Annotated in this window: 29 protein-coding genes and 1 pseudogene; 15 read left to right on the top strand and 15 right to left on the bottom strand. The window is 63.1% G+C overall.

Features of this window, described 5'->3' with window-relative positions:
- The first annotated feature begins 63 nt into the window (after positions 1 to 63).
- Complete coding sequence (locus tag ACO07W_RS03125; protein WP_421840071.1) at positions 64 to 1,338, top strand: IS256 family transposase; 1,275 nt, start codon at positions 64 to 66, stop codon at positions 1,336 to 1,338.
- Positions 1,339 to 1,393: 55 nt separating this feature from the next.
- On the opposite strand, the pseudogene ACO07W_RS03120 reads toward ACO07W_RS03125, so the two are convergent.
- Positions 1,394 to 1,759 (bottom strand): annotated as a pseudogene (locus ACO07W_RS03120) (FAD-dependent oxidoreductase); the annotation flags it as partial.
- A 105-nt stretch (positions 1,760 to 1,864) separates the two neighbouring features.
- Between ACO07W_RS03120 and ACO07W_RS03115 the strand changes: the two are divergent.
- On the top strand, positions 1,865 to 2,923 hold the full coding sequence (locus tag ACO07W_RS03115; protein WP_421840710.1) for a DUF4192 domain-containing protein: 1,059 nt from the start codon (positions 1,865 to 1,867) through the stop codon (positions 2,921 to 2,923).
- 21 nt (positions 2,924 to 2,944) lie between these two features.
- Here the strand turns inward: ACO07W_RS03115 and ACO07W_RS03110 are convergent, their stop codons facing one another.
- From ACO07W_RS03110 to ACO07W_RS03100, 3 genes are all read right to left on the bottom strand, one after another.
- Entirely contained in the window at positions 2,945 to 3,634 is a 690-nt protein-coding gene (locus tag ACO07W_RS03110; protein WP_421840708.1) for a metal-dependent transcriptional regulator, read from the bottom strand.
- 145 nt (positions 3,635 to 3,779) lie between these two features.
- Positions 3,780 to 4,739, bottom strand: coding sequence for a sigma-70 family RNA polymerase sigma factor SigB (gene sigB, locus ACO07W_RS03105; RefSeq protein ID WP_421840707.1), 960 nt, complete (start codon positions 4,737 to 4,739; stop codon positions 3,780 to 3,782).
- 165 nt (positions 4,740 to 4,904) lie between these two features.
- Complete coding sequence (locus tag ACO07W_RS03100) at positions 4,905 to 5,354, bottom strand: DUF3099 domain-containing protein (protein ID WP_421840706.1); 450 nt, start codon at positions 5,352 to 5,354, stop codon at positions 4,905 to 4,907.
- Between the two features lie 68 nt (positions 5,355 to 5,422).
- On the opposite strand from ACO07W_RS03100, the gene ACO07W_RS03095 reads away from it, so the two are divergent.
- Entirely contained in the window at positions 5,423 to 5,662 is a 240-nt protein-coding gene (locus tag ACO07W_RS03095; protein WP_421840704.1) for a DUF3039 domain-containing protein, read from the top strand.
- Here ACO07W_RS03095 and ACO07W_RS03090 read toward each other — a convergent pair whose 3' ends face one another.
- Positions 5,663 to 6,631 carry a YihY/virulence factor BrkB family protein gene (locus ACO07W_RS03090; RefSeq protein ID WP_421840703.1) on the bottom strand — a complete coding sequence of 323 codons (969 nt, stop codon included), beginning with the start codon at positions 6,629 to 6,631 and terminating at the stop codon, positions 5,663 to 5,665.
- Positions 6,632 to 6,696: 65 nt separating this feature from the next.
- Complete coding sequence (locus ACO07W_RS03085) at positions 6,697 to 6,882, bottom strand: DUF7455 domain-containing protein (RefSeq protein WP_082960005.1); 186 nt, start codon at positions 6,880 to 6,882, stop codon at positions 6,697 to 6,699.
- Between the two features lie 115 nt (positions 6,883 to 6,997).
- On the opposite strand from ACO07W_RS03085, the gene ACO07W_RS03080 reads away from it, so the two are divergent.
- Positions 6,998 to 7,393, top strand: coding sequence for a DUF952 domain-containing protein (locus ACO07W_RS03080; RefSeq protein ID WP_421845785.1), 396 nt, complete (start codon positions 6,998 to 7,000; stop codon positions 7,391 to 7,393).
- Here the strand turns inward: ACO07W_RS03080 and ACO07W_RS03075 are convergent.
- The 3 genes from ACO07W_RS03075 to ppgK form a co-directional block, all read right to left on the bottom strand.
- Positions 7,378 to 7,755 carry a RidA family protein gene (locus ACO07W_RS03075; protein WP_421840702.1) on the bottom strand — a complete coding sequence of 126 codons (378 nt, stop codon included), beginning with the start codon at positions 7,753 to 7,755 and terminating at the stop codon, positions 7,378 to 7,380. The two genes, ACO07W_RS03080 and ACO07W_RS03075, sit on opposite strands and share 16 nt — an antisense overlap.
- Before the next feature lie 139 nt (positions 7,756 to 7,894).
- A complete protein-coding gene (locus ACO07W_RS03070) occupies positions 7,895 to 9,406 on the bottom strand; it encodes an RNA polymerase sigma factor (RefSeq protein WP_421840701.1) in 1,512 nt (503 codons plus the stop codon).
- A gap of 175 nt (positions 9,407 to 9,581) precedes the next feature.
- Positions 9,582 to 10,376, bottom strand: coding sequence for a polyphosphate--glucose phosphotransferase (gene ppgK / locus ACO07W_RS03065; RefSeq protein WP_421840700.1), 795 nt, complete (start codon positions 10,374 to 10,376; stop codon positions 9,582 to 9,584).
- 133 nt (positions 10,377 to 10,509) lie between these two features.
- On the opposite strand from ppgK, the gene ACO07W_RS03060 reads away from it, so the two are divergent.
- Entirely contained in the window at positions 10,510 to 11,379 is an 870-nt protein-coding gene (locus ACO07W_RS03060; protein ID WP_421840699.1) for an inositol monophosphatase family protein, read from the top strand.
- A gap of 4 nt (positions 11,380 to 11,383) precedes the next feature.
- Here ACO07W_RS03060 and cei read toward each other — a convergent pair whose 3' ends face one another.
- Positions 11,384 to 12,034: an envelope integrity protein Cei gene (gene cei / locus ACO07W_RS03055; RefSeq protein ID WP_421840697.1), complete on the bottom strand. Its 651-nt coding sequence runs from the start codon at positions 12,032 to 12,034 to the stop codon at positions 11,384 to 11,386.
- Between the two features lie 192 nt (positions 12,035 to 12,226).
- Here cei and ACO07W_RS03050 point away from each other — a divergent pair, with 192 nt between their 5' ends.
- Positions 12,227 to 12,529, top strand: a complete 303-nt coding sequence (locus ACO07W_RS03050; protein ID WP_003899437.1) for a DUF4193 domain-containing protein — start codon at positions 12,227 to 12,229, stop codon at positions 12,527 to 12,529.
- 4 nt (positions 12,530 to 12,533) lie between these two features.
- Here ACO07W_RS03050 and ACO07W_RS03045 read toward each other — a convergent pair whose 3' ends face one another.
- Positions 12,534 to 13,019, bottom strand: coding sequence for a DUF3093 domain-containing protein (locus ACO07W_RS03045; protein ID WP_421840609.1), 486 nt, complete (start codon positions 13,017 to 13,019; stop codon positions 12,534 to 12,536).
- Between the two features lie 25 nt (positions 13,020 to 13,044).
- Here ACO07W_RS03045 and dut point away from each other — a divergent pair, with 25 nt between their 5' ends.
- Complete coding sequence (gene dut, locus ACO07W_RS03040) at positions 13,045 to 13,509, top strand: dUTP diphosphatase (RefSeq protein ID WP_421840607.1); 465 nt, start codon at positions 13,045 to 13,047, stop codon at positions 13,507 to 13,509.
- 49 nt (positions 13,510 to 13,558) lie between these two features.
- A complete protein-coding gene (locus ACO07W_RS03035; protein WP_421840605.1) occupies positions 13,559 to 14,293 on the top strand; it encodes a DUF3710 domain-containing protein in 735 nt (244 codons plus the stop codon).
- Here ACO07W_RS03035 and ACO07W_RS03030 read toward each other — a convergent pair.
- Positions 14,290 to 15,024 carry an alpha/beta hydrolase gene (locus tag ACO07W_RS03030; RefSeq protein WP_421840603.1) on the bottom strand — a complete coding sequence of 245 codons (735 nt, stop codon included), beginning with the start codon at positions 15,022 to 15,024 and terminating at the stop codon, positions 14,290 to 14,292. The genes ACO07W_RS03035 and ACO07W_RS03030 overlap by 4 nt on opposite strands.
- Before the next feature lie 165 nt (positions 15,025 to 15,189).
- Here ACO07W_RS03030 and ACO07W_RS03025 point away from each other — a divergent pair, with 165 nt between their 5' ends.
- Together ACO07W_RS03025 and ACO07W_RS03020 are read left to right on the top strand one after the other, a co-directional pair.
- Complete coding sequence (locus ACO07W_RS03025; protein ID WP_421840601.1) at positions 15,190 to 15,558, top strand: OB-fold nucleic acid binding domain-containing protein; 369 nt, start codon at positions 15,190 to 15,192, stop codon at positions 15,556 to 15,558.
- 52 nt (positions 15,559 to 15,610) lie between these two features.
- On the top strand, positions 15,611 to 16,210 hold the full coding sequence (locus ACO07W_RS03020) for a DUF3159 domain-containing protein (protein ID WP_421840599.1): 600 nt from the start codon (positions 15,611 to 15,613) through the stop codon (positions 16,208 to 16,210).
- Positions 16,211 to 16,486: 276 nt separating this feature from the next.
- Here the strand turns inward: ACO07W_RS03020 and ACO07W_RS03015 are convergent, their stop codons facing one another.
- The 3 genes from ACO07W_RS03015 to ACO07W_RS03005 form a co-directional block, all read right to left on the bottom strand.
- Positions 16,487 to 18,400, bottom strand: a complete 1,914-nt coding sequence (locus ACO07W_RS03015; protein WP_421840597.1) for a hypothetical protein — start codon at positions 18,398 to 18,400, stop codon at positions 16,487 to 16,489.
- Positions 18,401 to 18,647: 247 nt separating this feature from the next.
- Positions 18,648 to 19,310 carry a potassium channel family protein gene (locus tag ACO07W_RS03010; protein WP_421840595.1) on the bottom strand — a complete coding sequence of 221 codons (663 nt, stop codon included), beginning with the start codon at positions 19,308 to 19,310 and terminating at the stop codon, positions 18,648 to 18,650.
- Positions 19,311 to 19,338: 28 nt separating this feature from the next.
- Positions 19,339 to 20,022, bottom strand: a complete 684-nt coding sequence (locus ACO07W_RS03005; protein ID WP_421840593.1) for a potassium channel family protein — start codon at positions 20,020 to 20,022, stop codon at positions 19,339 to 19,341.
- A gap of 130 nt (positions 20,023 to 20,152) precedes the next feature.
- Here ACO07W_RS03005 and ACO07W_RS03000 point away from each other — a divergent pair, with 130 nt between their 5' ends.
- From ACO07W_RS03000 to ACO07W_RS02980, 5 genes are all read left to right on the top strand, one after another.
- On the top strand, positions 20,153 to 22,150 hold the full coding sequence (locus ACO07W_RS03000) for an APC family permease (protein WP_421840591.1): 1,998 nt from the start codon (positions 20,153 to 20,155) through the stop codon (positions 22,148 to 22,150).
- A 35-nt stretch (positions 22,151 to 22,185) separates the two neighbouring features.
- Entirely contained in the window at positions 22,186 to 23,415 is a 1,230-nt protein-coding gene (locus ACO07W_RS02995; protein WP_421840589.1) for a class I SAM-dependent RNA methyltransferase, read from the top strand.
- Positions 23,416 to 23,582: 167 nt separating this feature from the next.
- Positions 23,583 to 24,488: an ABC transporter ATP-binding protein gene (locus ACO07W_RS02990; protein ID WP_421840587.1), complete on the top strand. Its 906-nt coding sequence runs from the start codon at positions 23,583 to 23,585 to the stop codon at positions 24,486 to 24,488.
- A complete protein-coding gene (locus tag ACO07W_RS02985) occupies positions 24,485 to 25,195 on the top strand; it encodes a fluoroquinolone transporter permease (RefSeq protein ID WP_421840585.1) in 711 nt (236 codons plus the stop codon). The genes ACO07W_RS02990 and ACO07W_RS02985 overlap by 4 nt, the downstream gene beginning before the upstream one ends.
- A complete protein-coding gene (locus tag ACO07W_RS02980) occupies positions 25,195 to 25,950 on the top strand; it encodes an ABC transporter permease (RefSeq protein ID WP_421840583.1) in 756 nt (251 codons plus the stop codon). The genes ACO07W_RS02985 and ACO07W_RS02980 overlap by 1 nt, the downstream gene beginning before the upstream one ends.
- Positions 25,951 to 25,963: the final 13 nt, after the last annotated feature.

The raw sequence follows: 25,963 nt of genomic DNA, 5'->3' as shown, positions 1-25,963 counted from the left end.
TATGAAGGAGGGGCTACGCCCGTGACCAAGCGAGTATCGCCGATTGAGCGTGTGCGTGTTGAGATGGATCAGTTGTTCGCCGCGACCGAGCGGCCGTTGACCGAGATTTTGGAGGAGGTCGGGCGGTTATCGGTGCGTCTGGTGTTTCAGGTCGCCGTGGAGGCCGAGGTAGAAGCAGTGTTGGGCCGAGCCCGTCACCAGCGTCGGGTTCAGGACGGCCCGGGCGGGTACCGCAATGGGTATCAACCGCCGGCGACGGTGAAGACCACGATGGGCTCGGTCGAATTATGCCGCCCGAAACTACGCGACACCGACGAGCGGTTCTGTTCGCGGCTATTCGGTGCCGGGGTGACGCGCACCCACGCTCTGGAGGCGTTGGTGATTTCGGGATGGGTGCGCGGTTTGTCGGATCGCGACATCGAGGCCGCGTTGGCCGAGGTGCTGGGCTCGCAGGCGGCGTTGTCGCGCTCGACGGTGAGCCGGATTTGTGCGGCCATCAAAGACGAGTTCGCTGCGTGGTCGTCTCGACGCCTTGATGAGCTGGTGTTGGACTACCTGTTCTTGGATGCCTCGAACTTTCGGATGCATCCCAACGCCCCGGCCGAGCCGGTGCTGGCCGCCTGGGGCATCTGCACCGACGGCAAGCCCCTGTTTATTGGGCTGGCCCCAGCCGCAGCGGAGTCGGCTGATGCGTGGGCCGACTTCTTGGCTGACCTGAGGAACCGGGGACTACGCCCGCCGCTACTGGGCATCTCCGACGGGGCGCCGGGCCTGATCGCCGCATGGGAGACCACGTTTCCGGCAAGCCTGCGTCAGCGGTGTCTGATCCATCGCTGCCGTAACGTCATCGCCAAGACACCTGTCGCGGTCCAGGACGAGATCAAAGCCGCGTTCTGGTCGATCTTCGATGACATTGACCAGCCACCCGGCCAGCAGGCCGTGGATGAAGCCACCCGCCGCGCCGAGGAGTTCACCACCACATACCGCGGGCTCTACCCAGCCGCGGTCGCTTGCCTGGCCAACGACTTCGCCTCGCTGAGCGTGCATTTGCGCTTCCCCCGCCAACACTGGACACGCATCCGCCATTCCAACCTCATCGAACGCACCTTCGGAGAATCCCGTCGCCGGGTCAAGGTCATCGGCCGCCTACCCGGCGAAACCAGCTGTCTGTCGCTGGTATGGGCCGTCCTCGACCGCGCCAGCCGCGGCTGGCGCGGAGTCACCCAAACATCAGCGACCAGCCGCCACCTCCAAGAACTACGCCACCAACTGCTCGAGCCACCCCGCCCACTGCATCCCCCCACCACAACAACCACGACCGACACCACCGCCGCGTAACATGACCACCAGGAACATGCGCCCAGCGTTTTTACACCAGTCCTAAGACGCCACCGTCGAGGAAACGGCCGTGGCCCAACACCAGGTCGATCCGGTTGCGCATTAATTGTGAGCGCACCACGTCGACTTGTTTGCCGATCACATGCTGGGTTCGCGCCAACAAGTCGGCCGGGGTGATCTTGTCCTTGACTCGGTAGCTCGCGCCGTAGAGTTCGCGTTGGTTCATCCCAGTCAGATAGACCACCGCCTCGCGCAGCGTCTTCGAGGGGATGGTTCCGGTATTGACGCAGACCCCGCCGAGCATCCGGCCACGTTCGATAAGCGCGACCGACTTGCCCAGCTTGGCCGCTGCAATCGCGGCCTTCTGCCCGCCCGGGCCTGAACCGATGATGACGATGTCGTACTCGCGGCTCGAACTCATGGGATAGACGATAGAGCCCACAGTCGTGACTTTCTGCACAGACGAATGGCCCAGTCACGTTGCGCGGACGTCGGCTGACGGTACCGGTTGTCAGTGTTGGCGCTCATGACGAAGCATCGACCTGACGTTGGCACCAACCGCCCCGGGGCGCTAATCGCGGCACTACCGGCCATTCTCGGCTTTGTGCCGGAGAAGTCACTGGTCTTGGTGTCGGTGAACGACGGAGAACTCGGGTCGGTGATGCGCGTCGACCTATCCGCTGAGCTCTCCGATCGGGTTGGGCGTCTCGCCGAAGTCGCCGCAGCGGCTGATCCCGAGGGCGCGATCGCGGTGTTCGTGGATGCCGACGGCTCCCAGTGCCGAATGTGCAATCAGGAATATCGACAGCTGTGCGACGCGCTCACGAGGGAGTTATCCCAGCGCGGCATCGTTCTGCAAGCGGCGCATGTGGTGGACCGAATAGCGTGCGGCGGCCGCTGGCATTGTGCCGACGGTTGTGGTTCTAGCGGCGTGATCGACGATCCATCGGCGTCGCCTCTGGCGGCGGCGGCGGTGCTGGATGGTCGCCGCCTCTACTCTCGGCGCGCCGACCTGCAGGCTGTCATCGCCCCTGCAGAACCAGCGCGAAGCGACGCGCTAGCCGCTGTCTTGGGGCAACGGGCGGCAGCCCGGGAAATTGCGTACCGCTCTGATCCCGCGGGGTGTTGCCGCCGCGATGTGGAAAACGCGATGGCTGCAGCCGCTCGGGTAGCTGACGGCCAACCGCTGTCCGACGCGCAACTAGCAGAGTTGGGCTGTTCACTGGACGACGTCGGGGTGCGTGACGCGTTGTTTGCCTTTGCCGTTTGCGACAACGCCGCTGAAGCAGAGTCGTTGTGGGCATTGTTGGTGCGCGTGATGCCCGAGCCTTGGCGGGTGGAAGCGCTGGTGTTGTTGGCGTTCAGCGCCTATGCCCGCGGTGACGGGCCACTGGCCGGGATGTCGCTGGAGGCCGCGCTGCGTTGCGAGCCAGGCCACCGCATGGCGGGGATGCTGGACACCGCGCTGCAGTCTGGGCTGCGGCCCGAGAACATCCGTGCGCTCGCGGTCACCGGCTACCGCCTAGCTGCGCGGCTCGGCGTGGTGCTTCCACCGCGACAGCCGTTTGGCAGGTGCGCAGGATAGGTGCTACGAGTTTCGGCCGAGTCAGACTTTCTCGACCTTGACAGCGTGCGCCATCTCGTGCGGCAGAGTGACGTTCTCGTGACCCGCGATGATAATGGTCACCCCGCCACTGGCGGCGGATTCGACGGTGACGCGCGCGTTAGGTACTACGCCGGCGTCTTTTAGCCGGGTGATCAGCCCGATATCGCCCTGAACGTGTTCAGTGAGCTGGCGGACGACGACCGCTACCGGCGATCCGACCGGCAACTCAGTCAACCGGACCAAGTTGGCGTCATAGGCGGCGGAATCGGGGCCGCCCAGGTCCAACAGGCCCGGAATGGGGTTGCCGAACGGCGAGGTGGTCGGGTTGTTGAGCACCTTAACTAGCCGGCGCTCGACATCCTCGCTCATCACATGCTCCCACCGGCACGCTTCGGCGTGGACCTCTTCCCAGGGCAGGCCGATGATGTCGACGAGCAGTCGTTCGGCGAGGCGGTGTTTTCGCATCACGGCTACGGCGCGTTCCCGGCCGTTGTCGGTCAGCTCAAGATGGCGGTCACCTGCCACCCGGAGTAGTCCGTCTCGCTCCATCCGGGACACGGTTTGGCTAACAGTGGGACCGCTTTGTTCCAGCCGTTCGGCAATCCGGGCCCGCAGCGGCGTCACGCCCTCTTCCTCAAGGTCGTAGATCGTCCGCAGGTACATCTCGGTGGTATCAACCAAGTCGTTCATTCAGGATCCTCCATCGCTGATGAGTCTACTTGGCCGGCTGGGTGAATGTTTCCCAAGACGCGACACAACAGCCGGTTTGCCCGCCGCTGATTCGGCGGGCAAACCGGCTGCTCCGTGGTTTATTGCGCCTGGTTGGTTGCTGGCGTCAACTCGCGTAGGACCGCAGCCGATCGGCCCGTTCGCCGTTGCGCAGCTTGGACATGACGTCCCGCTCGATCTGGCGAACACGTTCGCGAGACAGGCCGAACAACTTGCCGATCTGGTCCAAGGTGCGGGGCTGCCCGTCATCGAGGCCAAAGCGCAGTCGGATGACTTGGTGTTCTCGTTCGTCGAGAGTGGCCAACACGCTGCGGATGTCGGTATGCAGAAGTTCGGCGATGACGGCGTTTTCGGCGGACATAGCTTCGGCGTCCTCGATGAAGTCGCCCAATGGGGCCTCTTCCTCGGAGCCGACTGGCATATCCAGACTCACCGGGTCGCGACTGTGCTCCAACAAGTCGTTGATTTTGTCCACGGGGATACCGGATTCGGCGGCGAGCTCCTCGTCGGTGGCTTCACGCCCCAGGTTCTGGTGCATCTCGCGCTTGATCCGCGCCAGTTTGTTGACCTGCTCGACCAAGTGGACGGGCAGTCGGATGGTGCGGCTTTGGTCTGCCATCCCGCGGGTGATGGCTTGGCGGATCCACCACGTGGCATAGGTCGAGAACTTGAATCCCTTTGTGTAGTCAAACTTCTCCATCGCGCGGATCAGGCCCAGGTTGCCTTCTTGGATGAGGTCGAGCAAGGGCATTCCCCGACCGGTGTAGCGCTTAGCCAGCGACACCACCAGGCGCAGGTTTGCTTCTAACAGGTGGCGTCGCGCGGCTTGTCCATCGCGCGCTACCGCTGCTAGATCACGCTTGCGGTTCTCGCCGAGGCGTTTGCGAGTTTCGAGCAGATGCTGGGCATACAAGCCCGCTTCGATGCGCTTAGCTAGTTCGACTTCATCGGCGGCACTGAGCAACGCCGTCTTGCCGATGCCGTTCAGATATACGCGCACCAGATCTGCTGCGGGGCTTTGAGTGTCCAGATCGCCCTCAACCCGGCTTGTGGTGGCATTTGCCATAGCGCCCTCCCGATCGGATTGTCCTTTCACGTGGTTTAACGAGATAGCGGCACCTAGAGTTCCCGGTCGGCGACCATCTCGTACCCTGTGACCTGCAGGAATACGACGATGACCTGAGAATGTCCTGAGAAGTTCGGTGGGTGGGTGGTTATCCGGAAACTCCGGCTACCTCTCGTCCCAGAAGCCTCGCGCGTCCGACTGAGGTGCTTGGTGTCGCCGGGGTTCCAGCGCCGGCCGTTCGGCGGTCGGGAATAGCGGGGTGCGCGTGCGGGCTTGATCGAATCGTCGAGGCTCGTCTGTGCGGCGGGCTGGCCGGTCGTTGGCGATCAGGACCGCAATCCACGGCAGCGGCACCGAAATCCCGACAATCAGCAGCGAGATCAGACCGTTGTGCCAGGCGCCGTAGGCTACTGCCGCCAGGATGAGCGCCGGAGCCCGGAACGCCATCAGGGTTAGGTACTTGCGCACCCGCGCTCGATGCTGTTCCTCGTACGACGTTGCGGCGGCGGTGATCAGTACCGGCCGACTTTTATCGTCAAAGTCGTCGAATCTGTCCTCGAACTGGCCACCGAAACCCAGCTCGGAGCCGCGCTTCATTACTCCACTGTCCCACATGTTGCCGCTTTCGGCTGATCTGGTTGGTAGGACAAAGCCCAGCACAACCAGGAGGCACAATGTTAGGTATGGACACCCAGACGATCGAACGCCCCGATACTGAAGAACGCGTTGACGACGGGACTGGTAGCGATACCCCCAAGTACTTCCACTACGTCAAGAAAGATCGGATCGCTGAGAGCGCCGTCATGGGAAGTCACGTCGTTGCCTTGTGTGGTGAGGTATTCCCGGTCACTCGTTCGGCCAAGCCGGGGTCGCCGGTGTGTCCGGATTGCAAGAAGATCTACGAGACGTTGAAGAAGGGCTGATCAACTCGGATGGTCGGCCACCGGTCCGTCTGGGCGGGATGACGTCGATTTCACCGTTCTGCCGGTTCGCGAAACGAGCCACTCACGCAGCCGACGCGCATGTGTTACCGGTGCCGGCCACTCTTCTTGAACGGCGGCGTTGAGTTCGGCGCCAAGCATGATCGCAAAACCGCCGAAGAATGCGAACAGCAAGAACGCGATCGGCGTGGCCAGCGCGCCGTAGGTGTAACCGGTACTGGTGATCCACCCCAGATAGACCCGCAAGCCCAACGTAGCGATCAGGAATACCGCCGTCGCCAGCATCGCGCCCAGGGCCAGCCGATGAGTCGGCAACGGAACCGGCAACGCCACCCGATACAGGATCATCACCCCGAGCAGCAGGCCGCAAATCAGCGCCGGGTAGTAGCCGTAGCGCAGCACGTTGGCCCAGCTGTCGGGGATGTGCTCGGCCACCTTACGCGGACCAACGACGACCAACGGCGCGGTTGCGGCCACAGCCACGAGCATCACCACGTACAGGAACAGGGCGAAGAATCGCTGTCGCACGGGGTGGCGCAGGGGAGTTTGGTCATGCGCCTCGACGACCGCATCTACGAATGCCGAGATCGCCGACGATCCTGCCCACAGTGAGATCACAAAGCCCAAAGACACCACCTCGCCGCGGGCGCCGTTGGTGATGTCTCGGATAGTGGGTTCGATGATCTCGTTGACCACACTGTCGGAGAAGAAGCTGTGGGCCATCGAGATCGCGCGCTGTTCGATGGCGGGCAAGGTGTCCGGGCCGAACAGCGGCGCTACGTAAGCCAAACTTCCCAGTACTCCCAATAACAGCGGCGGGAGCGACAACGCCGACCAAAAACCGGCTGCGGCTGACTCGGAAAATATCGAGTCATCCCAACTCTTGGCAAGGGTCCTGCGACTGATTCGCCAGACGTGATGGCGGGATGGTTTCGGAACCTCGTCGCTCATACCAGTCCAGCATGACCCAAAGCGGCTCGCGCGGTCGATATCGGCGACCGCCGAGGTGGGCGCATCTAGCTTCCGCTTACCTCCAGCACAGCGGCCAGTTCGGTCAGCTTCGCCTCGTGCTCGTTAGCGTGATGCTGGCAGAAGAGAAGTTCGGCCCCAGAAGGCAGCTTGGCGCGGACACGGGCCGCTGCCCCGCAGCGATCACACCGATCTGCTCGAGTCAGCTCGGGACTAGTCAGAGTTGCGTTCATGGCCTCCCCGTTTCTGGCGTGTCTCCACTCTGTCAGACGATTGGGGCTTTCGCTGTGTTCCCCCGCCGGTATCGGTGTGTCGTTTCTCACCATTGTCATCCGCAATTCCGGCATGATGGCTATCATGCCCCCTTCTCCTTCGGTATTGGTGCACCTGTGCGGGACGCAGGGGTGGTCGCAGGCTCGCGACCGCGGCGAAATTCAGCCCAACTCCAACGGCGCGGGCGGGTTCATCCACCTGTCGGCGCCTGGGCAAGTGCATTTGCCGGCCAACCGGCTTTACCGGGGTCGCGGTGACCTAGTACTGCTTTACATCGACTCCACGGCACTGGACTCACCCGTGCGGTGGGAGCCTGGCGTTCCAACGGATCCCGAATCGATGCTGTTCCCGCATCTGTACGGTCCGCTCCCGGTGCGCGCCGTAATCAAAGCCACTGCCTACCGGCCGGCTGCTGACGGTACCTTCGGGCCGGCTCCTGAAGTTGGCCAAGCAGCTCAGGACTCTAGGTAGGCGTCAGCCTCTATCTCAACCAGCAGGTTGGGCGCGATCAGCGCTGAAACCTCAACCATTGTCGCCGCGGGGCGAAGCTCTCCGAAAACTTCCGCATGCACGTAGCCCACCTCGCGCCACCGTGAAATGTCGGTGACGTAGATGCGGGTGCGGACCACGTCAGCGAGCGTTGCCCCCGCGTGTCTGAGCGCAGTCTCAATGCGGTCCAGGGCATCTCGGGTCTGGGCGGCGATATCGTTGGCTGGGCCGGCGCCGGTTGTCCCGGCTACCGACACGTGCGGTCCAACACGTACTGCGCGTGAGTAGCCGACAACGGACTCGAAGTCGGAGCCGGACGAGACGGCGATGCGATCCGCAGACATGGAGTCACCATAGGGCCGCAGTCTGCGGCTGGCCGAATCTATTGCTCGGCAAGGGCAACGCTAGCCGCACCGTTTGCCGGCCAGGGCCGTGCGAACGGGTGCTTCCGCGCCATCAAGGCTTCGGCGGTGGTGTCGAGGTTTAGTCGAGATAGTCGCGCAAGACCTGCGAACGGCTGGGATGGCGCAATTTCGACATCGTCTTTGATTCGATCTGGCGGATGCGTTCGCGGGTAACGCCGTAGACCTGGCCGATCTCGTCAAGGGTACGGGGCTGGCCGTCGGTCAGGCCGAAACGCAACCGGACGACGCCGGCTTCGCGTTCCGAGAGCGTATCTAGCACCGACTGGAGTTGGTCCTGCAGCAACGTGAACGACACCGCATCGACGGCGACTACGGCTTCGCTGTCTTCGATGAAATCGCCGAGCTGACTGTCGCCTTCGTCGCCGATGGTCTGGTCCAACGAGATTGGCTCACGAGCGTACTGTTGGATCTCCAGAACCTTTTCCGGGGTGATGTCCATCTCTTTGGCCAGCTCTTCAGGTGTGGGTTCGCGGCCCAGATCCTGAAGCAGCTCGCGTTGAATGCGGCCCAGCTTGTTGATCACCTCGACCATGTGCACCGGAATCCGGATGGTGCGGGCCTGATCGGCCATCGCGCGAGTAATGGCCTGGCGAATCCACCACGTCGCGTAAGTGGAGAACTTGTAGCCCTTGGTGTAGTCGAATTTCTCGACCGCGCGGATAAGGCCTAGGTTTCCCTCCTGGATCAGGTCGAGAAACGCCATCCCTCGACCGGTGTAGCGCTTCGCGAGTGAAACCACCAGCCGCAGGTTGGCTTCCAGCAGGTGGTTTTTCGCGCGATCACCATCGCGGCAGATCCAGAGCATGTCGCGACGCTGCGCGGCGGGCAGCTTTTCTCCGCGATCGGTCAATTCGGTCATCAATTGAGTCGCGTACAGGCCGGCTTCGATCCGCTTGGCCAGCTCGACCTCTTCCTCGGCGTTGAGCAGCGCGACTTTCCCGATCTGCTTCAGGTAAGCGCGAACCGAATCGGCGGAGGCGGTGAGTTCGGCGTCCTTGCGGGCCTGGCGCAATGCCTCGGACTCGTCTTCATCCCAGACGAAATCGCCAGACGCTTTGTCCTTTTCGCTGGGCTCCGGGATGTCTTCGTCGTCATCGCCGGTAGTCCCGCCGGGGCTTGCGGCCGCAGCGGGACTATCGCCGTCCGCCGTCGCGTCGCCGGGCTGGAGGCCGTCGGTATCCTCGCTGTCCGGTGTCACATCCTCAAGGTCTTCGAGGCTGAGGTCGGCGTCGATCTCAAGGTCGTCGCTGGGTTCGGCGTCGATCTCCGGTTCGGTGTCAAGCGTGACCGCGGGATCTGTCGGGGCGTCTTCTGGCGTAGTTGACTTTCTTGATCGGGGAGACGGTGCCTTCGCGCCGACTTTGGCCGCGCCGCGGGTTTTGCTCGGGCTGCCCCCTGTCTTGGCGTCGGGGGTCGCCGAGGCCGACTTGGTCGCCTGGGCTGTCTTAGCGGGCCGCTTTGCCGGGGCCGATCCGTTGGCGGATTTCGCCGCTGCGCGTTTGGCCGGGGATTTGGTGGCGGTGCGTTTCACCGGCTCATCGGTTGCCGGGCTTGCCTTGGACGCGGCCACATAGACCCCTTCACTTGGACTCGCTTCCGGTGGGCTTGGGCGTGCGTAACCGAAAGTCTCTGCTTTGTCGTATGTCGGCGTCGATATAGCGTGAGTACTCGCGCGCTATCGGTCGGGCGGTCGCCGTTGACCATTGTACTACAGTGTGCGGTCTTACTTACCGAGCGGGCAAAATTCAATGGTTGGTGTCTTGGGCGGAGGCCATGGCGGCGCCCACTATCCCGGCGGTGTTCTGTAGGGCTGCGGGAACGACGGGGGTGCGGTTGTCGAGCAGAGGCACCCACTTCTCGGCTTTGCGGCTGATGCCGCCACCAGCGATAAACAGGTCGGGCCAGATCGCATTCTCGATCGCTACCAGCACTCTTGTCACCTGTTTTGCCCACTTCTGGTAGCTCCAGCCGTGCTTGTCTTTTACCGATGATGCGGCCAGCTCCTCGGCCTCTTTACCCCCGACCTCAAGGTGACCGAACTCGGTGTTGGGTATCAAGGTGCCGTTATGGATCACTGCAGACCCGATTCCAGTGCCGAAAGTGAGCAACACAACCAGTCCAGAGTTGTTCTTGCCGGCGCCGTAGCGTTCTTCGGCGAGACCGGCCGCATCGGCGTCGTTGAGAATCGTAATCTGTTGGCCATCGAGCGCGCCGCTGATGACGGCATGCGCATTGGTTCCGATCCATGACTTGTCGACGTTGGCTGCCGTCCGGACGACGCCGTGGGTGACAACGCCGGGATAGGTCACCCCGAGCGGTCCCGTCCAGCCGAATCCATTGACTACTTCGGCGATGGTTTTGGCGACCGCGGACGGGGTGGCTGGCTGCGGGGTCAGCAGTTTGATTCGGTCGCCGATCATGCGGCCGGTGTCCAGGTCGACGATTGCGCCCTTGATGCCGCTGCCGCCGACATCGACGCCGAACCCACGATGTTGCGGTGTGGCACCGGCGATCTGGGTCCCAGGGTCGGTGCTGGTCATCGACTTCTCCTCAGGGCGACTTGGGTGTGGCTCACTTTAGCTCGACGACCCGGCCGGTACAGGCGGGTCGGGCCCGTTGATTGCTCGCTGGCCGTGTGCGCGGCACTCCCGGCCGCTGTGATGCGATAGGCCGGTGACGCGACCTGACAACGAGCCGGCGCGGCTACGCGCGGTGGCCGAAGCGCTGGCGGCCGAGGCTGCTGAATTTGTACGCGGCCGCCGCGCCGAGGTGTTCGGCACCGCTACTGGTGCCCTCGGCAGCGGTGCGGTGCGCGCCAAGAGCACGCCGACCGATCCGGTGACCGTAGTCGACACCGACACCGAACGGTTGTTGCGTGATCGGTTGGCTCAACTGCGGCCGGGTGATCTGATTCTCGGCGAGGAAGGTGGGGGACCAGCCGATGCGACGTCCGCACCCGCCAATGCCGTCACGTGGGTCCTCGATCCCATCGACGGCACGGTGAACTTCGTCTACGGGATTCCGGCTTATGCGGTGTCGGTGGGGGCCCAGGTCGGTGGTGTCCCGGTAGCCGGCGCGGTCGCAGACGTTGTCGCTGGCTGCGTGTATTCGGCGGCCGACGGCCTCGGAGCGCACGTCACCGGCGAGCACGGGACGCACGTGTTGCGCTGTGCCGACGTCAGTGAGTTGTCAATGGCGTTGCTGGGCACCGGTTTCGGGTATTCGACGGGTCGTCGTACTGCTCAGGCTGCACTGTTGGCCCGGCTGCTGCCGGTGGTCCGCGACGTGCGCCGCATCGGGTCAGCGGCGCTGGATTTGTGCATGGTCGCGGCCGGCCGGCTGGACGCCTACTACGAGCACGGGCTGCAGGTGTGGGACCGCGCGGCGGGTGCATTGATAGCCGCCGAGGCGGGTGCCCGCGTTTCGTTGCCTTCGCAGGATGTTGGTGAGGCCGGGCTCGTGATCGCCGCCGCGCCGGGAATTGCCGACGAGTTGGTCGCGGCCTTGGAGCGGTTCAACGGTCTCGGGGCGATTCAGGATTGAGCTTTCAGCAGCTGTTGGCGTGGATTTGGGCTATCAGCGTGGGATCCGGCGGCTCGGTAGCCCCGGGTCGGAGGCCGGTGAGCACGGCTTCGATGTTGTCGTTTCGTGACAGCGTGGTGAAGTCGGTGCCCAGGGCAAGGTCCACGGATTCATCGGCGCGGCCGTCGTGGAACAACTCGGTACACGGCGCTACTAGCCATAACGCGGCGGCGGCTGCTTGCCCGGCGGTGCCGAAGCGGATCTGTCCCTGGCAATCGAGTCGAGCGCCGGCATAGATCGGGTCGTTGCTGGCGGTCGGTTGAGCAAAGCCCAGGTCTTGCAGTGCGCCCGCGATGTCGGCGGCTTGACCGCCTCGGCCGCTGGCGTTGAGTACGTGAATTTTGGTGTCGGCGAGCTTTGCGGGTGCGACGTCGGTCATGTTCGTACGTGAAACCTGCTCACCAAGTTCGGTCGACTTCGAGGCGTCCGGCTGCGGGTGTGGGTTACACACCGCCGCCTCGCGCACGGATGCCGGTCGGGTCAGCGCCATTGTCCAGATCGCGCCCGTCGCCACCATGAGAAACACCAGCACCACGATCGCCGGTCGCGTGTTGCGTCGCCGAAAAGGCCGGCCGTGTTTGTCGAAGGCGGTACCCTCAGTGATTTGTGCGACCACATTTGCACTTTAGCTGCACTTAAATCGCACCGTTGAAGGCCAAACACAAGGCTCAAATCCTTGATGTGACATAAATCACACTTAAATGTGCCAGGATACGGGCACGAATCGTTTGGCGGAAGCGTTCGACGCTGGTACAAAGCGTTGCTTGAGGTAATGAGGGCTTACAGGGGATAGGACGGGGATAGGACCATGCCTACCGACTACGACGCGCCACGGCGGACCGAAACCGATGATGTCTCCGAGGATTCGTTAGAGGAACTTAAAGCACGGCGGAACGAGGCGGCGTCGGCCGTGGTCGACGTGGACGAGTCTGAATCCGCTGAGTCGTTCGAGCTGCCCGGAGCCGATCTGTCGGGCGAAGAACTGTCGGTGCGAGTGGTTCCCAAGCAGGCTGACGAGTTCACCTGTTCAAGCTGCTTCCTGGTGCAACACCGCAGCCGGCTGGCTAGTGAGAAGAACGGCGTGATGATTTGTACCGACTGCGCGGCGTGATCGGTCAGCTGCGCAATGCCGACAGCACCCGCTCCGGGTGACGGCAACTCACCAGCCAATATGGCGTTGGGTCATCGGGGTCGTCGAGAACCACCAGGATCATCTTTCCGATCCAGGGCCGGTGCAGCACGTAGGCGGCCGGGTCGAGTTGGCGGCCCAGAGCCGCTGACTTGGCGGTGCGCGGGATTTCGGCAGACCGGGCGATCGCAGTGATGGGCAGATGTGCACCTGCGGCCCAGAGCTCGACTTCGCCGACTGTCGGGGAGTCGGTGGTCACCCGGATTTCCACACGGCCCAGCCACAGCAGGGCACCGACCGCGACGGTGAACAGCACCGCGTACGGCACCCAGTCAGGCAGGGCCGCAACACCCATGTTGACTTCGAACGCGATGAGCGCCGCCACGGCGAAGCTCAACGGCCACCACCACCACGGCACCCACAGTCGCTCGCGGTATCGCACGCTATGCGGCGCGATGCGCGTACTAGACACGCGGTCAAGGGTAGTCTGTGGCCCCGTGTCGACCAGTCTGGCCGTTGTCCGTATCGACCCAGAGCTTCCCCTGCCCAGCCGCGCTCACGACGGCGACGCCGGGGTTGATCTCTACAGTGCAGAAGACGTCAGCCTCGCGCCTGGGCATCGAGCCCTGGTACGGACGGGGATCGCGGTCGCCATCCCGTTCGGCATGGTTGGCCTGGTCCATCCGCGCTCGGGATTGGCCACCCGGGTGGGACTGTCGATCGTCAACAGTCCGGGCACAATCGACGCTGGCTATCGTGGCGAGCTCAAGGTTGCGCTGATCAACCTCGACCCGGTGGCCCCGATTACCTTGCAGCGTGGTGACCGTATCGCCCAGTTGCTGGTGCAGCGGGTCGAGTTGGTAAAGCTGGTCGAGGTCTCGTCGTTCGACGAGGCCGGGCTGGTTGAGACAACCCGCGGCGACGGTGGCCATGGATCCTCCGGCGGACATGCCAGTTTGTGACCTCCGGTGACGATGCAGAGCGAAGCAATGAGGAGGAGCGGCGCTCGTGATGGCATTCGGTAAACGCTCTGGTAAAGACCAAGCCAAAGACCTGACCGTGGACACTCCCGTCGCCACAGAAGTCACCTCGGCAGAGGTTGACGACCATGCCGACGAGCTGGAGGGGCCGTTCGATATCGACGACTTCGACACCCCCGCTGTCGCGGAGCTAGCCCGACTCGACCTAGGTTCGGTCTTGATTCCGATGCCCACGGCGGGCCAGGTGCAGGTCGAACTGACCGATACCGGAGTTCCCAGCGCCGTTTGGGTGGTCACACCCAACGGGCGTTTCACTATTGCCGCTTACGCTGCGCCCAAGACGGGTGGCCTGTGGCGGCAGGTGGCCGCCGAACTCGCCGACTCGCTGCGCAAGGACTCGGCTGAAGTCACGATCAAGGATGGCCCGTGGGGCCGTGAGGTGGTCGGTGTTGGGGTCGGAGTGGTGCGCTTCATCGGAGTCGACGGCTACCGCTGGATGATCCGGTGCGTCGTCAGTGCCGGGCATGAGACCATCGATGCGCTGACCGAGGAAGCTCGTGAAGCGCTGGCCGACACAGTGGTTCGCCGTGGCGATACGCCGTTGCCAGTACGCACGCCGCTGCCAGTCGAGCTGCCCGAGCCGATGGTCGCACAGCTGCGCGAGGCGGCCGCGCATCACGCTGAGGAGGAGCACTCCACCGAATCGGCCCCACGCCGCGGTGCTGAGGGATCGGCGATGCAGCAGTTGCGCAGCACCGGTGGTTAATCGTTGTTCGGCAGCCGCGCACATCGCACATCCTGGATGTCGGTGAAAGCGGCCAGACAGGCCGCACCTAGGACTGCCGCATCCGCGCCCATCTCGTCCAGGGTCACCGTGCGCAGCGCCGCGTGTGGTGCCGCGGAAACCCAGTCGACACCGACCTGCACCGGGTGGATTGGATCGTCGACCGCGGCCGCCACCCCCAACGGCGCGCTTAACGTGGATAGCTCGGCACAGCTGGGTGCGATGTAAGCCGCCGCTTCCTCCATCGCGTCGGGCAGCTGCGGCCACTGAACCCGCCACGACCGGGTCAGCTCGTCGGCCAACCAGGGTGGGCTGGATGCCTGCATTTTCGTTGTTGTGGCCGCCAGACCCTCGCGGCGCAGCTGGGATGCTGAATATCGCGCTGCATGCGCGGCTGGTGCGTCTGCCGGCGCTCCCGTCCAGGGTGGCAGCGCGGCCAGCACGGCAATCGTGCGATCGGGATGGGCAAGCGCCCACGCGGCAGCCACCGCAGCCCCGATCGAGACACCGCCCACGCCGATCGGACCGGCACGCGCGGCGTCGTCCAAGGCGCTCAGATAGCCTTCGATCAAACGATCCGGCTGCGGCGTCGCCGCCAGCAGCACCGCACCGACTTCATTCAGGGGGCCGGAAAACGCGCGAGCGACGTAGTCGTCATCGGATCCGGTTCCGGGTAACAACACGGTCGTGACACCGCGCAGATCGACAATCACGCCACGATATTGCCCGGGCTTGCGCCGGTGTTCCAACATCGCCCATGCCAACCGCGTGGTTCGGTGGCGTTGGGGAACCAACAGGTCTACGGTGACCGTTGCATAGGTGGAATGCGGCGCTAGCTAGATGAGCTTCCATCACGAAGGTTAGTGTCAGGAGGGGCCATGGCCGCCCAGGGGTATTTACGCCGGCTCACCCGTAGGTTGACGGAGGACCCGGAGCAGCGCGACGCCGATGAGTTATCTCACGAAGTTGCCAATACCGGTGCACAACGTGCCATCGATTGCCAGCGTGGCCAGGAGGTCACGATGGTGGGTACGTTGCGTAGCGTGGAAACCAACGGCAAAGGATGCTCCGGTGGGGTTCGCGCCGAATTGTTCGACGGCAGCGACAGCGTCACGCTCGTGTGGTTGGGGCAACGCCGGATACCTGGTATCGACTCAGGCCGTACGCTGCGGGTGCATGGCCGGATGGGCAAGCTGGAGAACGGCAGCAAGGCCATCTACAACCCGCACTACGAAATTCAGCGTTGACCGCAGGTAAGGTTGGCGTCGCCCAGCGCCACGCGGTGCGTGCAGCCACGGCATGAACGCTAAAAGCAACAACATCGAGCGTCTGCTTGCACAGGCGGGCGGAATAAGCGGTCTGGTCTACTCGTCGCTGCCGGTGGTGGTCTTCGTTGCGGTATCTAGCGTCGGCGGCCTGCTCCCCGCGATCGGGTCTGCGTTGGCCATCGCCGCCCTGGTGCTGGTCTGGCGGCTGATGCGGCGCGAATCGGCGCAGCCGGCGGTTTCCGGATTTTTCGGTGTCGCGGTGTGCGCACTGATCGCCTACCTGGTGGGCCAATCCAAAGGCTACTTCCTGCTGGGTATTTGGATGTCGTTGCTGTGGGCAGTAGTTTTCGCCGTGTCGGTGCTAATCCGCCGGCCCGTGGTCGGCTATCTCTGGAGCTGGGCCAGCGGGCGTAATCGCGACTGGCGCGACACGCCTCGTGCTGTCTACGCATTCGACATCGCCTCTCTCGGCTGGGCGCTGGTGTTCGCTGCCCGGTTCGTGGTCCAGCGACTCCTCTATGACGCCGATCAAACCGGTTGGCTGGCGGTGGCGCGGATCGGAATGGGCTGGCCGCTCACCGCGGCGGCAGCGTTGGCGACGTACGTCGCGATCAAGTCCATTCAAGAGTGAAGATGGTGGGTGAGTTATTCGGTGGGGGTCTGACTTTCCGTTGGGCTGACCCGCCTCGTGCGAGGGTGTCCGTACGAACTGTCGGGCAGCTCGCCAGTCTGGCGCTGGATAGTTGGACCGGGTGGGGATGCGACTTGATTAGGACCTTGTCGTGCGACATGTCTCGTTATTGTTGTGGACGCTCAGCCGAATTCGGTCATCTAGCGTCGTCCACACAACGCGACGGAGGCCCTTTTCCGTGGCAGTAGTTCAGGATGTGTCGCTCACGGGTTCGGGCTAATGGTAGTTAGCGGCTGTTTGCTGTTCGAGGGCGGCCATGTTATCGCTCGCCTCGCGCAGTTTCAGCAGAACCGCCTCCACCGCAGCCAGGATGCGCTTGTTGGTCTGCTCGACCTGCTCGTACTGAGCCCGGGATTCATCTGCTGTGCGCCCAGACTGGCTTTCGGCTAGCGCCAGGCGGGCTTGTTGTGCCTGCTGCAGACTCGCTTTGGCTTTCGCGGCTATCTGCTGCAACTCATGAATAGCGGCCGCAATGCCGGCTTGGTCGTACACCAACTGACGACCACCCCCATCCCCGCCGATCGACGGTGATGTGAGACCAGCAAAATTAAGGCCCAACTCCCGATACGCCCAAGCGCGGGGACCAGCTGACAAAACACCAGGATGAGAATCCTCGATAATTCCCGCCTGACGACGGGTTTCCAGCTCAATCCGGCGGTAAAAGTCGCGATCAAAAGCCGCATCTGCAGCCTTCTCCCGCAACTCACGGGCTTCCGGGGAAGCGCGAGCCTGGTCCCGGAACGGCGCGAGGGCCTTGTCCCGGGCTTGGTCGGCCTGCGCGATGGCGTCCCCCCGGGCTTGGTCGGCCTGCGCGATGGCGTCCTCCCGGGCTTGGTCGGCCTGCGCTTTGGCGCCCTTCCAGTCCTCCTTGGCCTTCGCAAGCGCCTCGGTTTTAGCCTGTTCGGCCTGCTCATAGGCTCTGGTTCGGGCCTGATCAGCCTGCTCGTAGGCCTTGGTTCTAGCCTGTTCGGCCTGCTCATAGGCCTTATCCTGGACCTGATCGGCCTCCTTGTGCTGGGCCTGCCGAGTGCTCGTACGGGACTCTTCCCAGTGCCGGTCGGCTCGCGTGAGGGCATCGTCCCAGTCTTGGTCGGCCTGTGCATAGGCCTTATTTCGGGTCTCGTCGGCCTTCGCATTAGCGTCCTTCTCGGCCTGGCGAATCCTCGCACGCTCGTCGTCCCAGTCCTCGTCGGCAATGTCGTAGGCCTCGTCCAAGTCCTCGTCGGCAATGTCGTAGGCCTCGTCCAAGTCGTCGTCGGCCTGCTCATAGGCCGTGTTTCGGGCCTGGTTAGCCTGCTCGTAGGCCTGGCGGACTGGCGCATAGACCTTGTCCCGGGCTTGCTGAAAGTGCTGTTCGGATTGTTGGGTGTAATGCTCTGCCTCAGCGAGATGTTCATCGGCCGACTCGCGGGCTTGACGGGCCAGCTGGTAATGCTGATAGGCCTGTCGGTCATCTTGTCCGAGATGCTGGTCAACTTCCCAGAGATGATCATCGACGCGCGCGCTGGCCTCTCGGGCCTGATAGTCGTGATACTGGGCCTGCCCATAGGCCTCGTTCCCTTGTCGGGCATGCTCAGCGACCTGCTGTTCGAATTGTTGGGTGTAATGCTCTGTCTCGGCGAGATGTTCATCGGCCGACTCGCGGGCTTGACGGGCTAGCTGGTAATGCTGATAGGCCTGCTGGTCGTCTTGCCCGAGATGCTGGTCAACTTCGCGGAGATGATCATCGACGCGCGCGCTGGCCTGTCGGGTCTGATAGTCGTGGTACTGGGCCTGCTGATAGGCATCGTCGTCTTGTGGGGCATGCTCAACGACCTGCGGATAAACCGGTGGTTTGACCGGTGGCGGGGTGGCCGCACTGGCCTGGTTGCTGAATTCGATCACCTGCTGGTGATGAATATCGGCTTTTTGTCCAATTTGATCGGCTTCACGGATCAAACCGGCGTGCTCGTCGATGACGCTCTGGTTTGCCTGCGCCAACCCCTGGTGGAAACGCTGCTGATCAGCGAAAAACGTGCCCACAGCCTCCGGATCGCCGGTGTCATACACCGACACCGGTCCGTAAGGAACACCGGACTCAGCATGATCGAACCCAGGCCGACCCGGTTCATCCTGTGTCGGAAAGGTCACCAGATCCCTCCCCGGTTGTGAGGCAGACCCGACAGAACCGCAAATCCTCTCGCAACGACTCCGCCACCAACTGCCCGAATACCCTCACCGGCCGCTGACGACACCGACTGGTCCCATATGGTACCTACCTGAGGTTTAGAGCCAGGTTGTTGTCGATCTCGACGTCGTAGCGGCCGCGCCGGCAACCACCGACTGCGACCCCGGCGGCAGCTTCGATTAGCCATTTTCCGGGGCCGACAGCCGCGGCCTAGGGGTTCGGTCGGAGTAGCTGGCGCAGCTCTTCTTCCACCTCAGCGGCCGCCACGAAGAGCAATTCGTCTCCACCTTCGAGTGGCTCGTCGGCTTCGGGCACGATGACTCGCGGGCCGCGAAGAATTGTTACCAGCGCAGCATCCCGCGGCAACTGCAGCTTCCGAAAGGGTTTACCGCCCCACGGCGTATCGTCGGGCAGGGTGATTTCGACCAAGTTGGCTTGACCCCGGTGGAACTCCATCAGTCTCACCAGGTCGCCGACAGCGACGGCTTCCTCGATCAGCGACGCCAGCATGCGTGGGGTGGAGACCGCGACATCCACACCCCAGGCATCAGTAAACAGCCATTCATTGCGCGGATCGTTGACCCGGGCGACCACCCGAGGCACCGCGAACTCGGTCTTCGCCAAGAGGCTCAGCACCACGTTGACCTTGTCGTCACCGGTAGCGGCTACCACGACATCGAAATCCTCGAGGTGCACCGACTCGAGCAGGCTCAGCTCACAGGCGTCTCCGAGCAGCCATTGCGCGGCCGGGATGGCGTCGGGGTCCAGATGTGTGGGGTTGCGCTCCAGCAAGGTCACTTCGTGGCCATTGCCGATCAGCTCGCGGCTGACCGATCGGCCGACCGCGCCGGCCCCGGCGACAGCTACTTTCATCTCCGCCGCTCCTCAATCTCGGCATCCTTCATCGGCGGGCGCCCGAGTCTAGGTCCTCGCTGGGCGGCAGGGCGGCGATGGCCACTGCCTCGGCGGCACGCCCGGATATTGCGGCGACGTAGACTTGATCGCCGGCTTGGATGACGGTCTTCGGTTCCGGCAACACCCCCGTTCCGAATCGGATCAGGAACGCAACCCGTGCGCCGGTGGCCTGCTCTAAGTCGGTGGCTCGCCGCCCGGCCCAGTCCTCATGCAAGACCACCTCGGAGACGGCGACGGTACCGGTCGGATCCCGCCACTTAGCGGTCTCGGTCTCCCGGGTGAGTACGTGTAGTAGGCGATCGGTAGTCCAGGGCACGGTGGCAATGGTGGGGATGCCCAGGCGTTCGTAGACTTCGGCGCGCTTGGCGTCGTAGATTCGCGCGACCACGCGCGCCACACCAAAGGTCTCCCGGGCCAGCCGCGCCGAGATGATATTGGAGTTGTCGCCAGACGACACCGCGGCGAACGCATCGGCGCCTTCGATGCCGGACCGTAGCAGCACTTCTCGGTCGAATCCCTGGCCTAGCACCCGCTCACCGGCGAATTCCGGGCTGAGCCGGTTGAAGGCGGCGCCATCGCGGTCTATTACAGCGACATCGTGGCCGAGCCGGGACAGGCCACCAGCCAGCGAAGATCCCACCCGGCCGCACCCCATAACAACAACCCGCACGTGAGGTCCTCTCGGCTGCTTTCTTGGTCGAACTCACTGGGCAACCCACGTTGGCCAACCAATTACGGTTCAAACATTCCCGTCTAGGGAACGCTACCGCCAAACCTAGGTGGGCCTACTCTTGGCTCTCGTGTCCAAACTTTCAACCGCTGCGCGTCGGCTTTTAATCGGCCGGCCATTTCGTAGCGACCGGCTGAGTCACACCCTGTTGCCCAAGCGGATCGCCCTGCCGGTGTTCGCCTCCGATGCACTGTCTTCGGTGGCCTACGCGCCGGAAGAAATTTTCCTGATGCTGTCGGTCGCGGGACTAGCCGCCTACTCGATGGCACCGTGGATAGGCTTGGCGGTGGCCGTGGTCCTGCTGATCGTGGTTGCCAGCTACCGGCAAAACGTGCACGCCTATCCCTCGGGTGGCGGCGACTACGAAGTGGTCACCACCAACCTGGGCTCCAACGCTGGCCTTACGGTCGCCAGCGCGTTGATGGTTGATTACGTTCTCACCGTTGCGGTTTCAACGGCATCGGCGATGTCCAATATCGGCTCGGCGATCCCGTTCGTGGCCGAACATAAAGTGTGGTTCTGCGTGGCCGCGATTTTGCTGGTGACGGCCATGAATCTGCGTGGTGTTCGAGAGTCCGGTTTGGCTTTCGCTATCCCGACTTACGCTTTCATTATCGGTTTGACCGCGATGCTCGGTTGGGGTTTGTTCCGCATCTTTGTGTTGGGAGATTCACTGCGGGCCGAATCCGCGGGCTTTGCGATGCGTGCTGAACACGGACAAATCGTCGGTTTCGCGCTGGTGTTCCTGGTGGCTCGGTCGTTTTCCTCCGGATGCGCTGCTCTGACCGGTGTGGAGGCCATCAGTAACGGCGTACCCGCCTTTCAGAAACCAAAGTCGCGCAATGCGGCGACAACTCTGCTGATGCTGGGTGGGGTCGCGGTGACGTTGTTTATGGGCATGATCCTGCTTGCCAAAAAAACCGGTGTTCAGGTGGTCGACGACCCTGTCAAACAACTGGTGGGCATACCGCCGGCCTACAACCAGAAGACGGTGGTAGCGCAGCTGGCGCAGGCGGTGTTCGGGAGCTTTCACATCGGTTTTATGCTGATCACGGCAGTGACCGCGCTCATCTTGGTGTTGGCCGCCAACACCGCCTTCAATGGTTTCCCTGTCCTCGGTTCGGTGCTGGCGCAGCACAGCTATCTTCCGCGCCAGCTGCATACGCGCGGCGACCGACTAGCCTTCTCCAACGGCATCGCCTTCCTGACGGTGTCGGCGTTGTTGGCGATAATTGCTTTCGGTGCGCAGCTCAGCGCGTTGATCCAGCTGTACATCGTCGGTGTGTTTATTTCGTTTACGCTGAGCCAGATAGGCATGGTGCGGCACTGGACGCGGTTGCTTCGGGTGGAAACCGAGCCGGCGGAGCGGAACAAGATGCTGCGCTCCCGGGTGGTGAACACTATCGGTTTCTTGTCTACGGGCACAGTGTTGCTAGTTGTGTTGGTAACCAAGTTTCTGGCTGGCGCGTGGATCGCGGTGGTCACGATGGGTTTTTTGTTTGTCGTGATGAAGATGATCCGCCGGCACTATGACGCCATCAGCCGCGAATTGGAGGAGCAAGCCGCTGCTGGCGACAACGACGTGGTCTTACCAAGTCGAAATCACGCCGTTGTACTGGTGTCGAAGTTGCATCTGCCAACTCGGCGTGCGCTGGCTTATGCGCGAGCTACCCGTCCGGATGTGGTCGAGGCCGTCACGGTCAGCGTCGACGACGTGGAAACTCGTGAACTGGTGCGGCAGTGGCAAGAGAGCGACATCAGCGTGCCGCTCAAAGTCATCGCCTCGCCGTACCGCGAGATCACCCGGCCGATACTCCACTACGTCAAGCGGGTCATCAAGGAGTCGCCGCGCACCGTGGTCACGGTGTTCATCCCGGAGTATGTGGTGGGTCGCTGGTGGGAGCAGTTGTTGCATAACCAGAGCGCGCTGCGTCTCAAGGGCCGGCTGCTGTTCATGCCTGGCGTGATGGTGACCTCGGTTCCCTGGCAACTGACGTCATCGGAGCGGATCAAAGCCCTGGAGCCGCATGCGGCGCCAGGTGACGCTCGTCGGGGAATCTTCGATTGACCGTCGACTCGCGAGCTGAATGTGGAGGTGCAGGCGTGTCGTCTCAGCGTGCCTCTAGTGACCTGATCTTGGTCACCGGTGCACCCGCCAACGGGGGTCGGTGCGTCGCACACCACGAAGGGCGTGTGGTGTTCGTTCGCTATGCGCTACCCGGTGAACGGGTGCGGGTTCGAGTCACCGCGGAACGCGGTTCTTATTGGCATGCAGAGGTTATCGAGGTGATCGAGCCATCGGCCGACCGAATCGCGTCGTTGTGTCCGATCGCGGCCGTAGATGGTGCCGGATGTTGCGATCTAGCGTTCGCAGCCCCGACGGCGGCCCGGGCGTTCAAGGCACACGTGGTCGCCAACCAGCTGGACCGGCTCGGCGGACATTCCTGGGAAAGCGCCAACTTGGGCGCTGAAACGCTCTCCGACCGCGGCTCAACCGGTTGGCGCACCCGAGTCCGGCTCGACGTCGGACCAGACCATCGCCCGGGTTTTCACCGCTACCGCAGCACTGAACTAGTGACCGACTTGGGCTGCGGGCAGTTGCCAGCGGGCATGTTGGAGGGGCTAGACGACACCCTGGCTCGGGCTTTTTCTGCAGCTGACTGGCCCCCGAGTGCCCGAGTTCACGTGGTGGTCGACGATGACGGCGAACGCCACGTGGTGTGCTCTATGCGGCGGGGCAAGCGGACCGGAACCAAGGTGATAGAGGGAAGTCATTATTCAGCGCAGCACGTTCACGGGCGCAGCTGGAAAGTGCCGGTAACAGCCTTCTGGCAGGCGCACCGCGATGCCGCTGGGGTGTACAGCAGCCTGGTCGCCGACTGGGTACAACCCGCCGCAGGGATGACCATCTGGGATCTGTATGGCGGCGTGGGCGTTTTCGCCGCGGGATTGGGCGAGGCGGTAGGGGAGTCAGGCCAAGTGCTAACAGTCGACACCTCCCGGGCGGCGTCACGGGCTGCGCTGGCCGCGCTGGCCGATCTACCGCAGGTGCAGGTCGTCAACGACTCAGCGCGCCGCGCGTTAGTGGCGCAAACAGCGGGCGCCGATGCGGCCGTGCTGGACCCGCCGCGGTCGGGTGCCGGACGTGACGTCATTGACCTGCTCGCGTCGGCAGGCGTACCGCGCGTGGTGCATATCGGCTGTGAAGCAGCGTCTTTCGCTCGCGACATCGGGTTTTATCGCGGTCATGGCTACGCCGTCGAGCATATTCGGTTGTTCGACTCGTTCCCGTTGACTCACCACGTCGAGTGCGTTGCCCTGTTGACTCGCTAGCTGTCCATCGCTGCGGCGAGTGTCTAAATCCGGTCGGTGGATTCTTGGCGACCGCGCCGGCTTCATCACACCTCGTTCAATGAACAACATGCCTCGTTCGGTGAACAATAGGGTGGCCAGTACCCGGGCGTTCCGGCCCGTGCTCCCGGAAGGAGACAGCCAGGTCCATGCACAATCTCCTGTCCGGCGCCGCATCGTCCGGCGCTGCACCTGAGGTGATCCGAGTCCGCGGGCTCACCTTCACTTATCCGAGGGCTGTAGAGCAGGCGGTGCGGGGTTTGGAGTTCACCGTCGGTCGCGGTGAGATCTTCGGGTTTCTGGGCCCCAACGGCGCCGGTAAGTCGACAACCCAGAAACTTCTCATCGGGCTGCTTCGCGGCCATGGGGGCGAGGCGGCGGTGTGGGGCAGAGAACCGTCCAGCTGGGGCGCTGACTATTACCAGCGCATCGGTGTCTCGTTCGAGTTGCCGAACCACTACCAGAAGCTCACCGGCCTGGAGAATCTTCGATTTTTTGCCTCGCTGTACGACGGTCCGACCGCGGATCCGGTGCAATTGCTCGACACCGTGGGCCTCGCTGATGCCGCTGATACCCGGGTGAGCGGGTATTCCAAGGGAATGCAGATGCTGCTGACCTTCGCCCGATCGCTACTCCATGACCCCGAATTGTTGTTTCTCGACGAGCCGACTTCCGGTCTGGACCCAGTCAATGCCCGCAAAGTCAAAAACCTCATCCTTGAGCTGAAAGAGCGCGGTCGGACCGTCTTTCTCACAACGCACGACATGACAACTGCGGACGAGCTGTGCGATCGGGTTGCTTTCATCGTCGACGGAACGATCGTGGCCCTGGATCGACCCGCCGAGCTGAAAATCGCCCGCAGCCGACGCTTGGTGCAAGTGCACTACCGCGGACGGCAGGGTGATCTGAAGGTCGCCGAGTTCGCGATGGATACCCTCGCTGACGATCCGGCGTTTCACGAGGTGCTGCGCCGGCACCATGTCGAGACCATTCACAGCAGGGAGGCCAGCCTCGACGACGTCTTCGTGGAAATCACCGGGAGGCAATTGGCGTGACCCGGTTCGCCAGCGCGCTCAGACTTGAAGTAACCCTGCAGTTCAGGCAGCGTTTCCTGCATGCGGCGGTTTTCTCCGGACTGATGTGGCTGGCCGTGCTGCTGCCTATGCCGCACAGACTGCGTCTGGTTGCCGAACCTTACGTTCTGCTGGGAGACATCTGCGTCATCGGGTTCTTTTTCGTCGCGGGCACGGTCTTCTTCGAAAAGCAGGAGCGCACACTGGGCGCGGTGATCTCCACACCGCTGCGGTTTGCTGAGTACCTGGCGGCTAAACTCGTTGTGCTGCTGGCTATCTCAGTTCTCGTGGCAGCAGTGGTTGTCACTGTCGCACACGGAGTCCACTACCAGCTGGTGCCAATGGTGGCTGGGGTGGTGCTCGGGACGTTGCTGATGCTGCTGGTGGGATTCACCTCCTCGCTGCCTTTCGCGTCGATCGGCGATTGGTTTTTGGCGGCGATCATTCCGCTGGCCGTGATGAACCTGCCGGTGCTGCACTACTCGGGGATATGGCCGGCCCCGCTGCTGTATTTGCTGCCTGCTCAGGGGCCACTAATGCTGCTGGGAGCCGCTTTCGGCCAGGTGACGTTGATGACCTGGCAGCTTGCTTACGCGGTGGTGTACCCAGCAGTGTGGCTCGCGGGGCTGTATTGGGTGGCCAAAGCGATGTTCACTCGATACGTCGTCACCACGGCTGGGGGATTGTGATGGCTGGGTCGCCGTCGTTGGCTATGCGGGCAATTGCGGCATTCGGCCGCAACGATATCCGCGGCACCTACCGTGATCCGCTGCTGATCATGATCGTTGTTGCTCCGGTCATCTGGACCACCGGTGTCGCATTGCTCACCCCTCGCGTCGCCGTGATGTTGTTTCGTCGCAACGGATTCGACCTGGCTCCCTACTATCCGCTGGTGCTCACTGCTTTCCTACTGTTGACCAGTATTGCCGTTGTTGGTGGGTTGGCTGCGTTCCTCGTCCTCGATGAGATCGATGCCGGAACCATGACCGCGCTGCGAATCAGCCCGGTGCCGCTGTCAGCGTTTTTCGTCTATCGCGCGGTGACGGTGATCGTATTGACTGCGGTTTACGTCGTCGCCACGCTGTCTTTGAGCGGGATTCTCGGATCCGGTTTGATTGGATCGCTGATCCCGATCGGCCTCTTGGCCGGACTGTCAGCGGTGGTGACGCTGCTGCTAATTCTTGCTTTGGCGAATAACAAAATTCAGGGTTTGGCCGCGCTGCGCGGGCTGGGGATGCTCATCGCCGGCCTGCCGTGTCTACCGTGGTTCATCGATTCCGGGTGGAACCTGGTTTTTGGTGTGTTGCCGCCGTACTGGGCTGCTAAAGCATTCTGGGTCGCCAGTAGCCACGGCTCGTGGTGGCCGTACGTGCTCCTTGGCGTCGGCTACAACCTGGCTATCGGCTGGCTCTTGTTTCGGCGGTTTCTGGCAAAGTACAGCTGATTCGTTGGCAGCG

The sequence above is a fragment of the Mycobacterium sp. genome, assembly GCF_965230835.1.
Lineage (GTDB): Bacteria > Actinomycetota > Actinomycetes > Mycobacteriales > Mycobacteriaceae > Mycobacterium.
Note: the sequence above shows the minus strand (reverse complement) of the source record. Positions and strands in the feature narration are given on the sequence as shown.

Bases quoted from the DNA above. Each gene is read 5' to 3' on its own strand.
- ppgK (WP_421840700.1), bottom strand. From the start codon at position 10,376: ATGACCAGCACCGACCCTGGGACCCAGATCGCCGGTGCCACACCGCAA.
- ACO07W_RS03075 (WP_421840702.1), bottom strand. From the start codon at position 7,755: ATGTCTGCGGATCGCATCGCCGTCTCGTCCGGCTCCGACTTCGAGTCC.
- ACO07W_RS02980 (WP_421840583.1), top strand. From the start codon at position 25,195: ATGGCTGGGTCGCCGTCGTTGGCTATGCGGGCAATTGCGGCATTCGGC.
- ACO07W_RS03050 (WP_003899437.1), top strand. From the start codon at position 12,227: ATGCCTACCGACTACGACGCGCCACGGCGGACCGAAACCGATGATGTC.
- sigB (WP_421840707.1), bottom strand. From the start codon at position 4,739: ATGGCAAATGCCACCACAAGCCGGGTTGAGGGCGATCTGGACACTCAA.
- ACO07W_RS03010 (WP_421840595.1), bottom strand. From the start codon at position 19,310: ATGAAAGTAGCTGTCGCCGGGGCCGGCGCGGTCGGCCGATCGGTCAGC.
- ACO07W_RS03025 (WP_421840601.1), top strand. From the start codon at position 15,190: ATGGCCGCCCAGGGGTATTTACGCCGGCTCACCCGTAGGTTGACGGAG.
- ACO07W_RS03115 (WP_421840710.1), top strand. From the start codon at position 1,865: ATGACGAAGCATCGACCTGACGTTGGCACCAACCGCCCCGGGGCGCTA.
- ACO07W_RS03110 (WP_421840708.1), bottom strand. From the start codon at position 3,634: ATGAACGACTTGGTTGATACCACCGAGATGTACCTGCGGACGATCTAC.
- ACO07W_RS03095 (WP_421840704.1), top strand. From the start codon at position 5,423: ATGGACACCCAGACGATCGAACGCCCCGATACTGAAGAACGCGTTGAC.
- ACO07W_RS03090 (WP_421840703.1), bottom strand. From the start codon at position 6,631: ATGAGCGACGAGGTTCCGAAACCATCCCGCCATCACGTCTGGCGAATC.
- ACO07W_RS03085 (WP_082960005.1), bottom strand. From the start codon at position 6,882: ATGAACGCAACTCTGACTAGTCCCGAGCTGACTCGAGCAGATCGGTGT.
- ACO07W_RS03100 (WP_421840706.1), bottom strand. From the start codon at position 5,354: ATGTGGGACAGTGGAGTAATGAAGCGCGGCTCCGAGCTGGGTTTCGGT.
- ACO07W_RS03020 (WP_421840599.1), top strand. From the start codon at position 15,611: ATGAACGCTAAAAGCAACAACATCGAGCGTCTGCTTGCACAGGCGGGC.
- ACO07W_RS03080 (WP_421845785.1), top strand. From the start codon at position 6,998: ATGGCTATCATGCCCCCTTCTCCTTCGGTATTGGTGCACCTGTGCGGG.
- ACO07W_RS03035 (WP_421840605.1), top strand. From the start codon at position 13,559: ATGGCATTCGGTAAACGCTCTGGTAAAGACCAAGCCAAAGACCTGACC.
- ACO07W_RS03125 (WP_421840071.1), top strand. From the start codon at position 64: ATGGATCAGTTGTTCGCCGCGACCGAGCGGCCGTTGACCGAGATTTTG.
- ACO07W_RS02990 (WP_421840587.1), top strand. From the start codon at position 23,583: ATGCACAATCTCCTGTCCGGCGCCGCATCGTCCGGCGCTGCACCTGAG.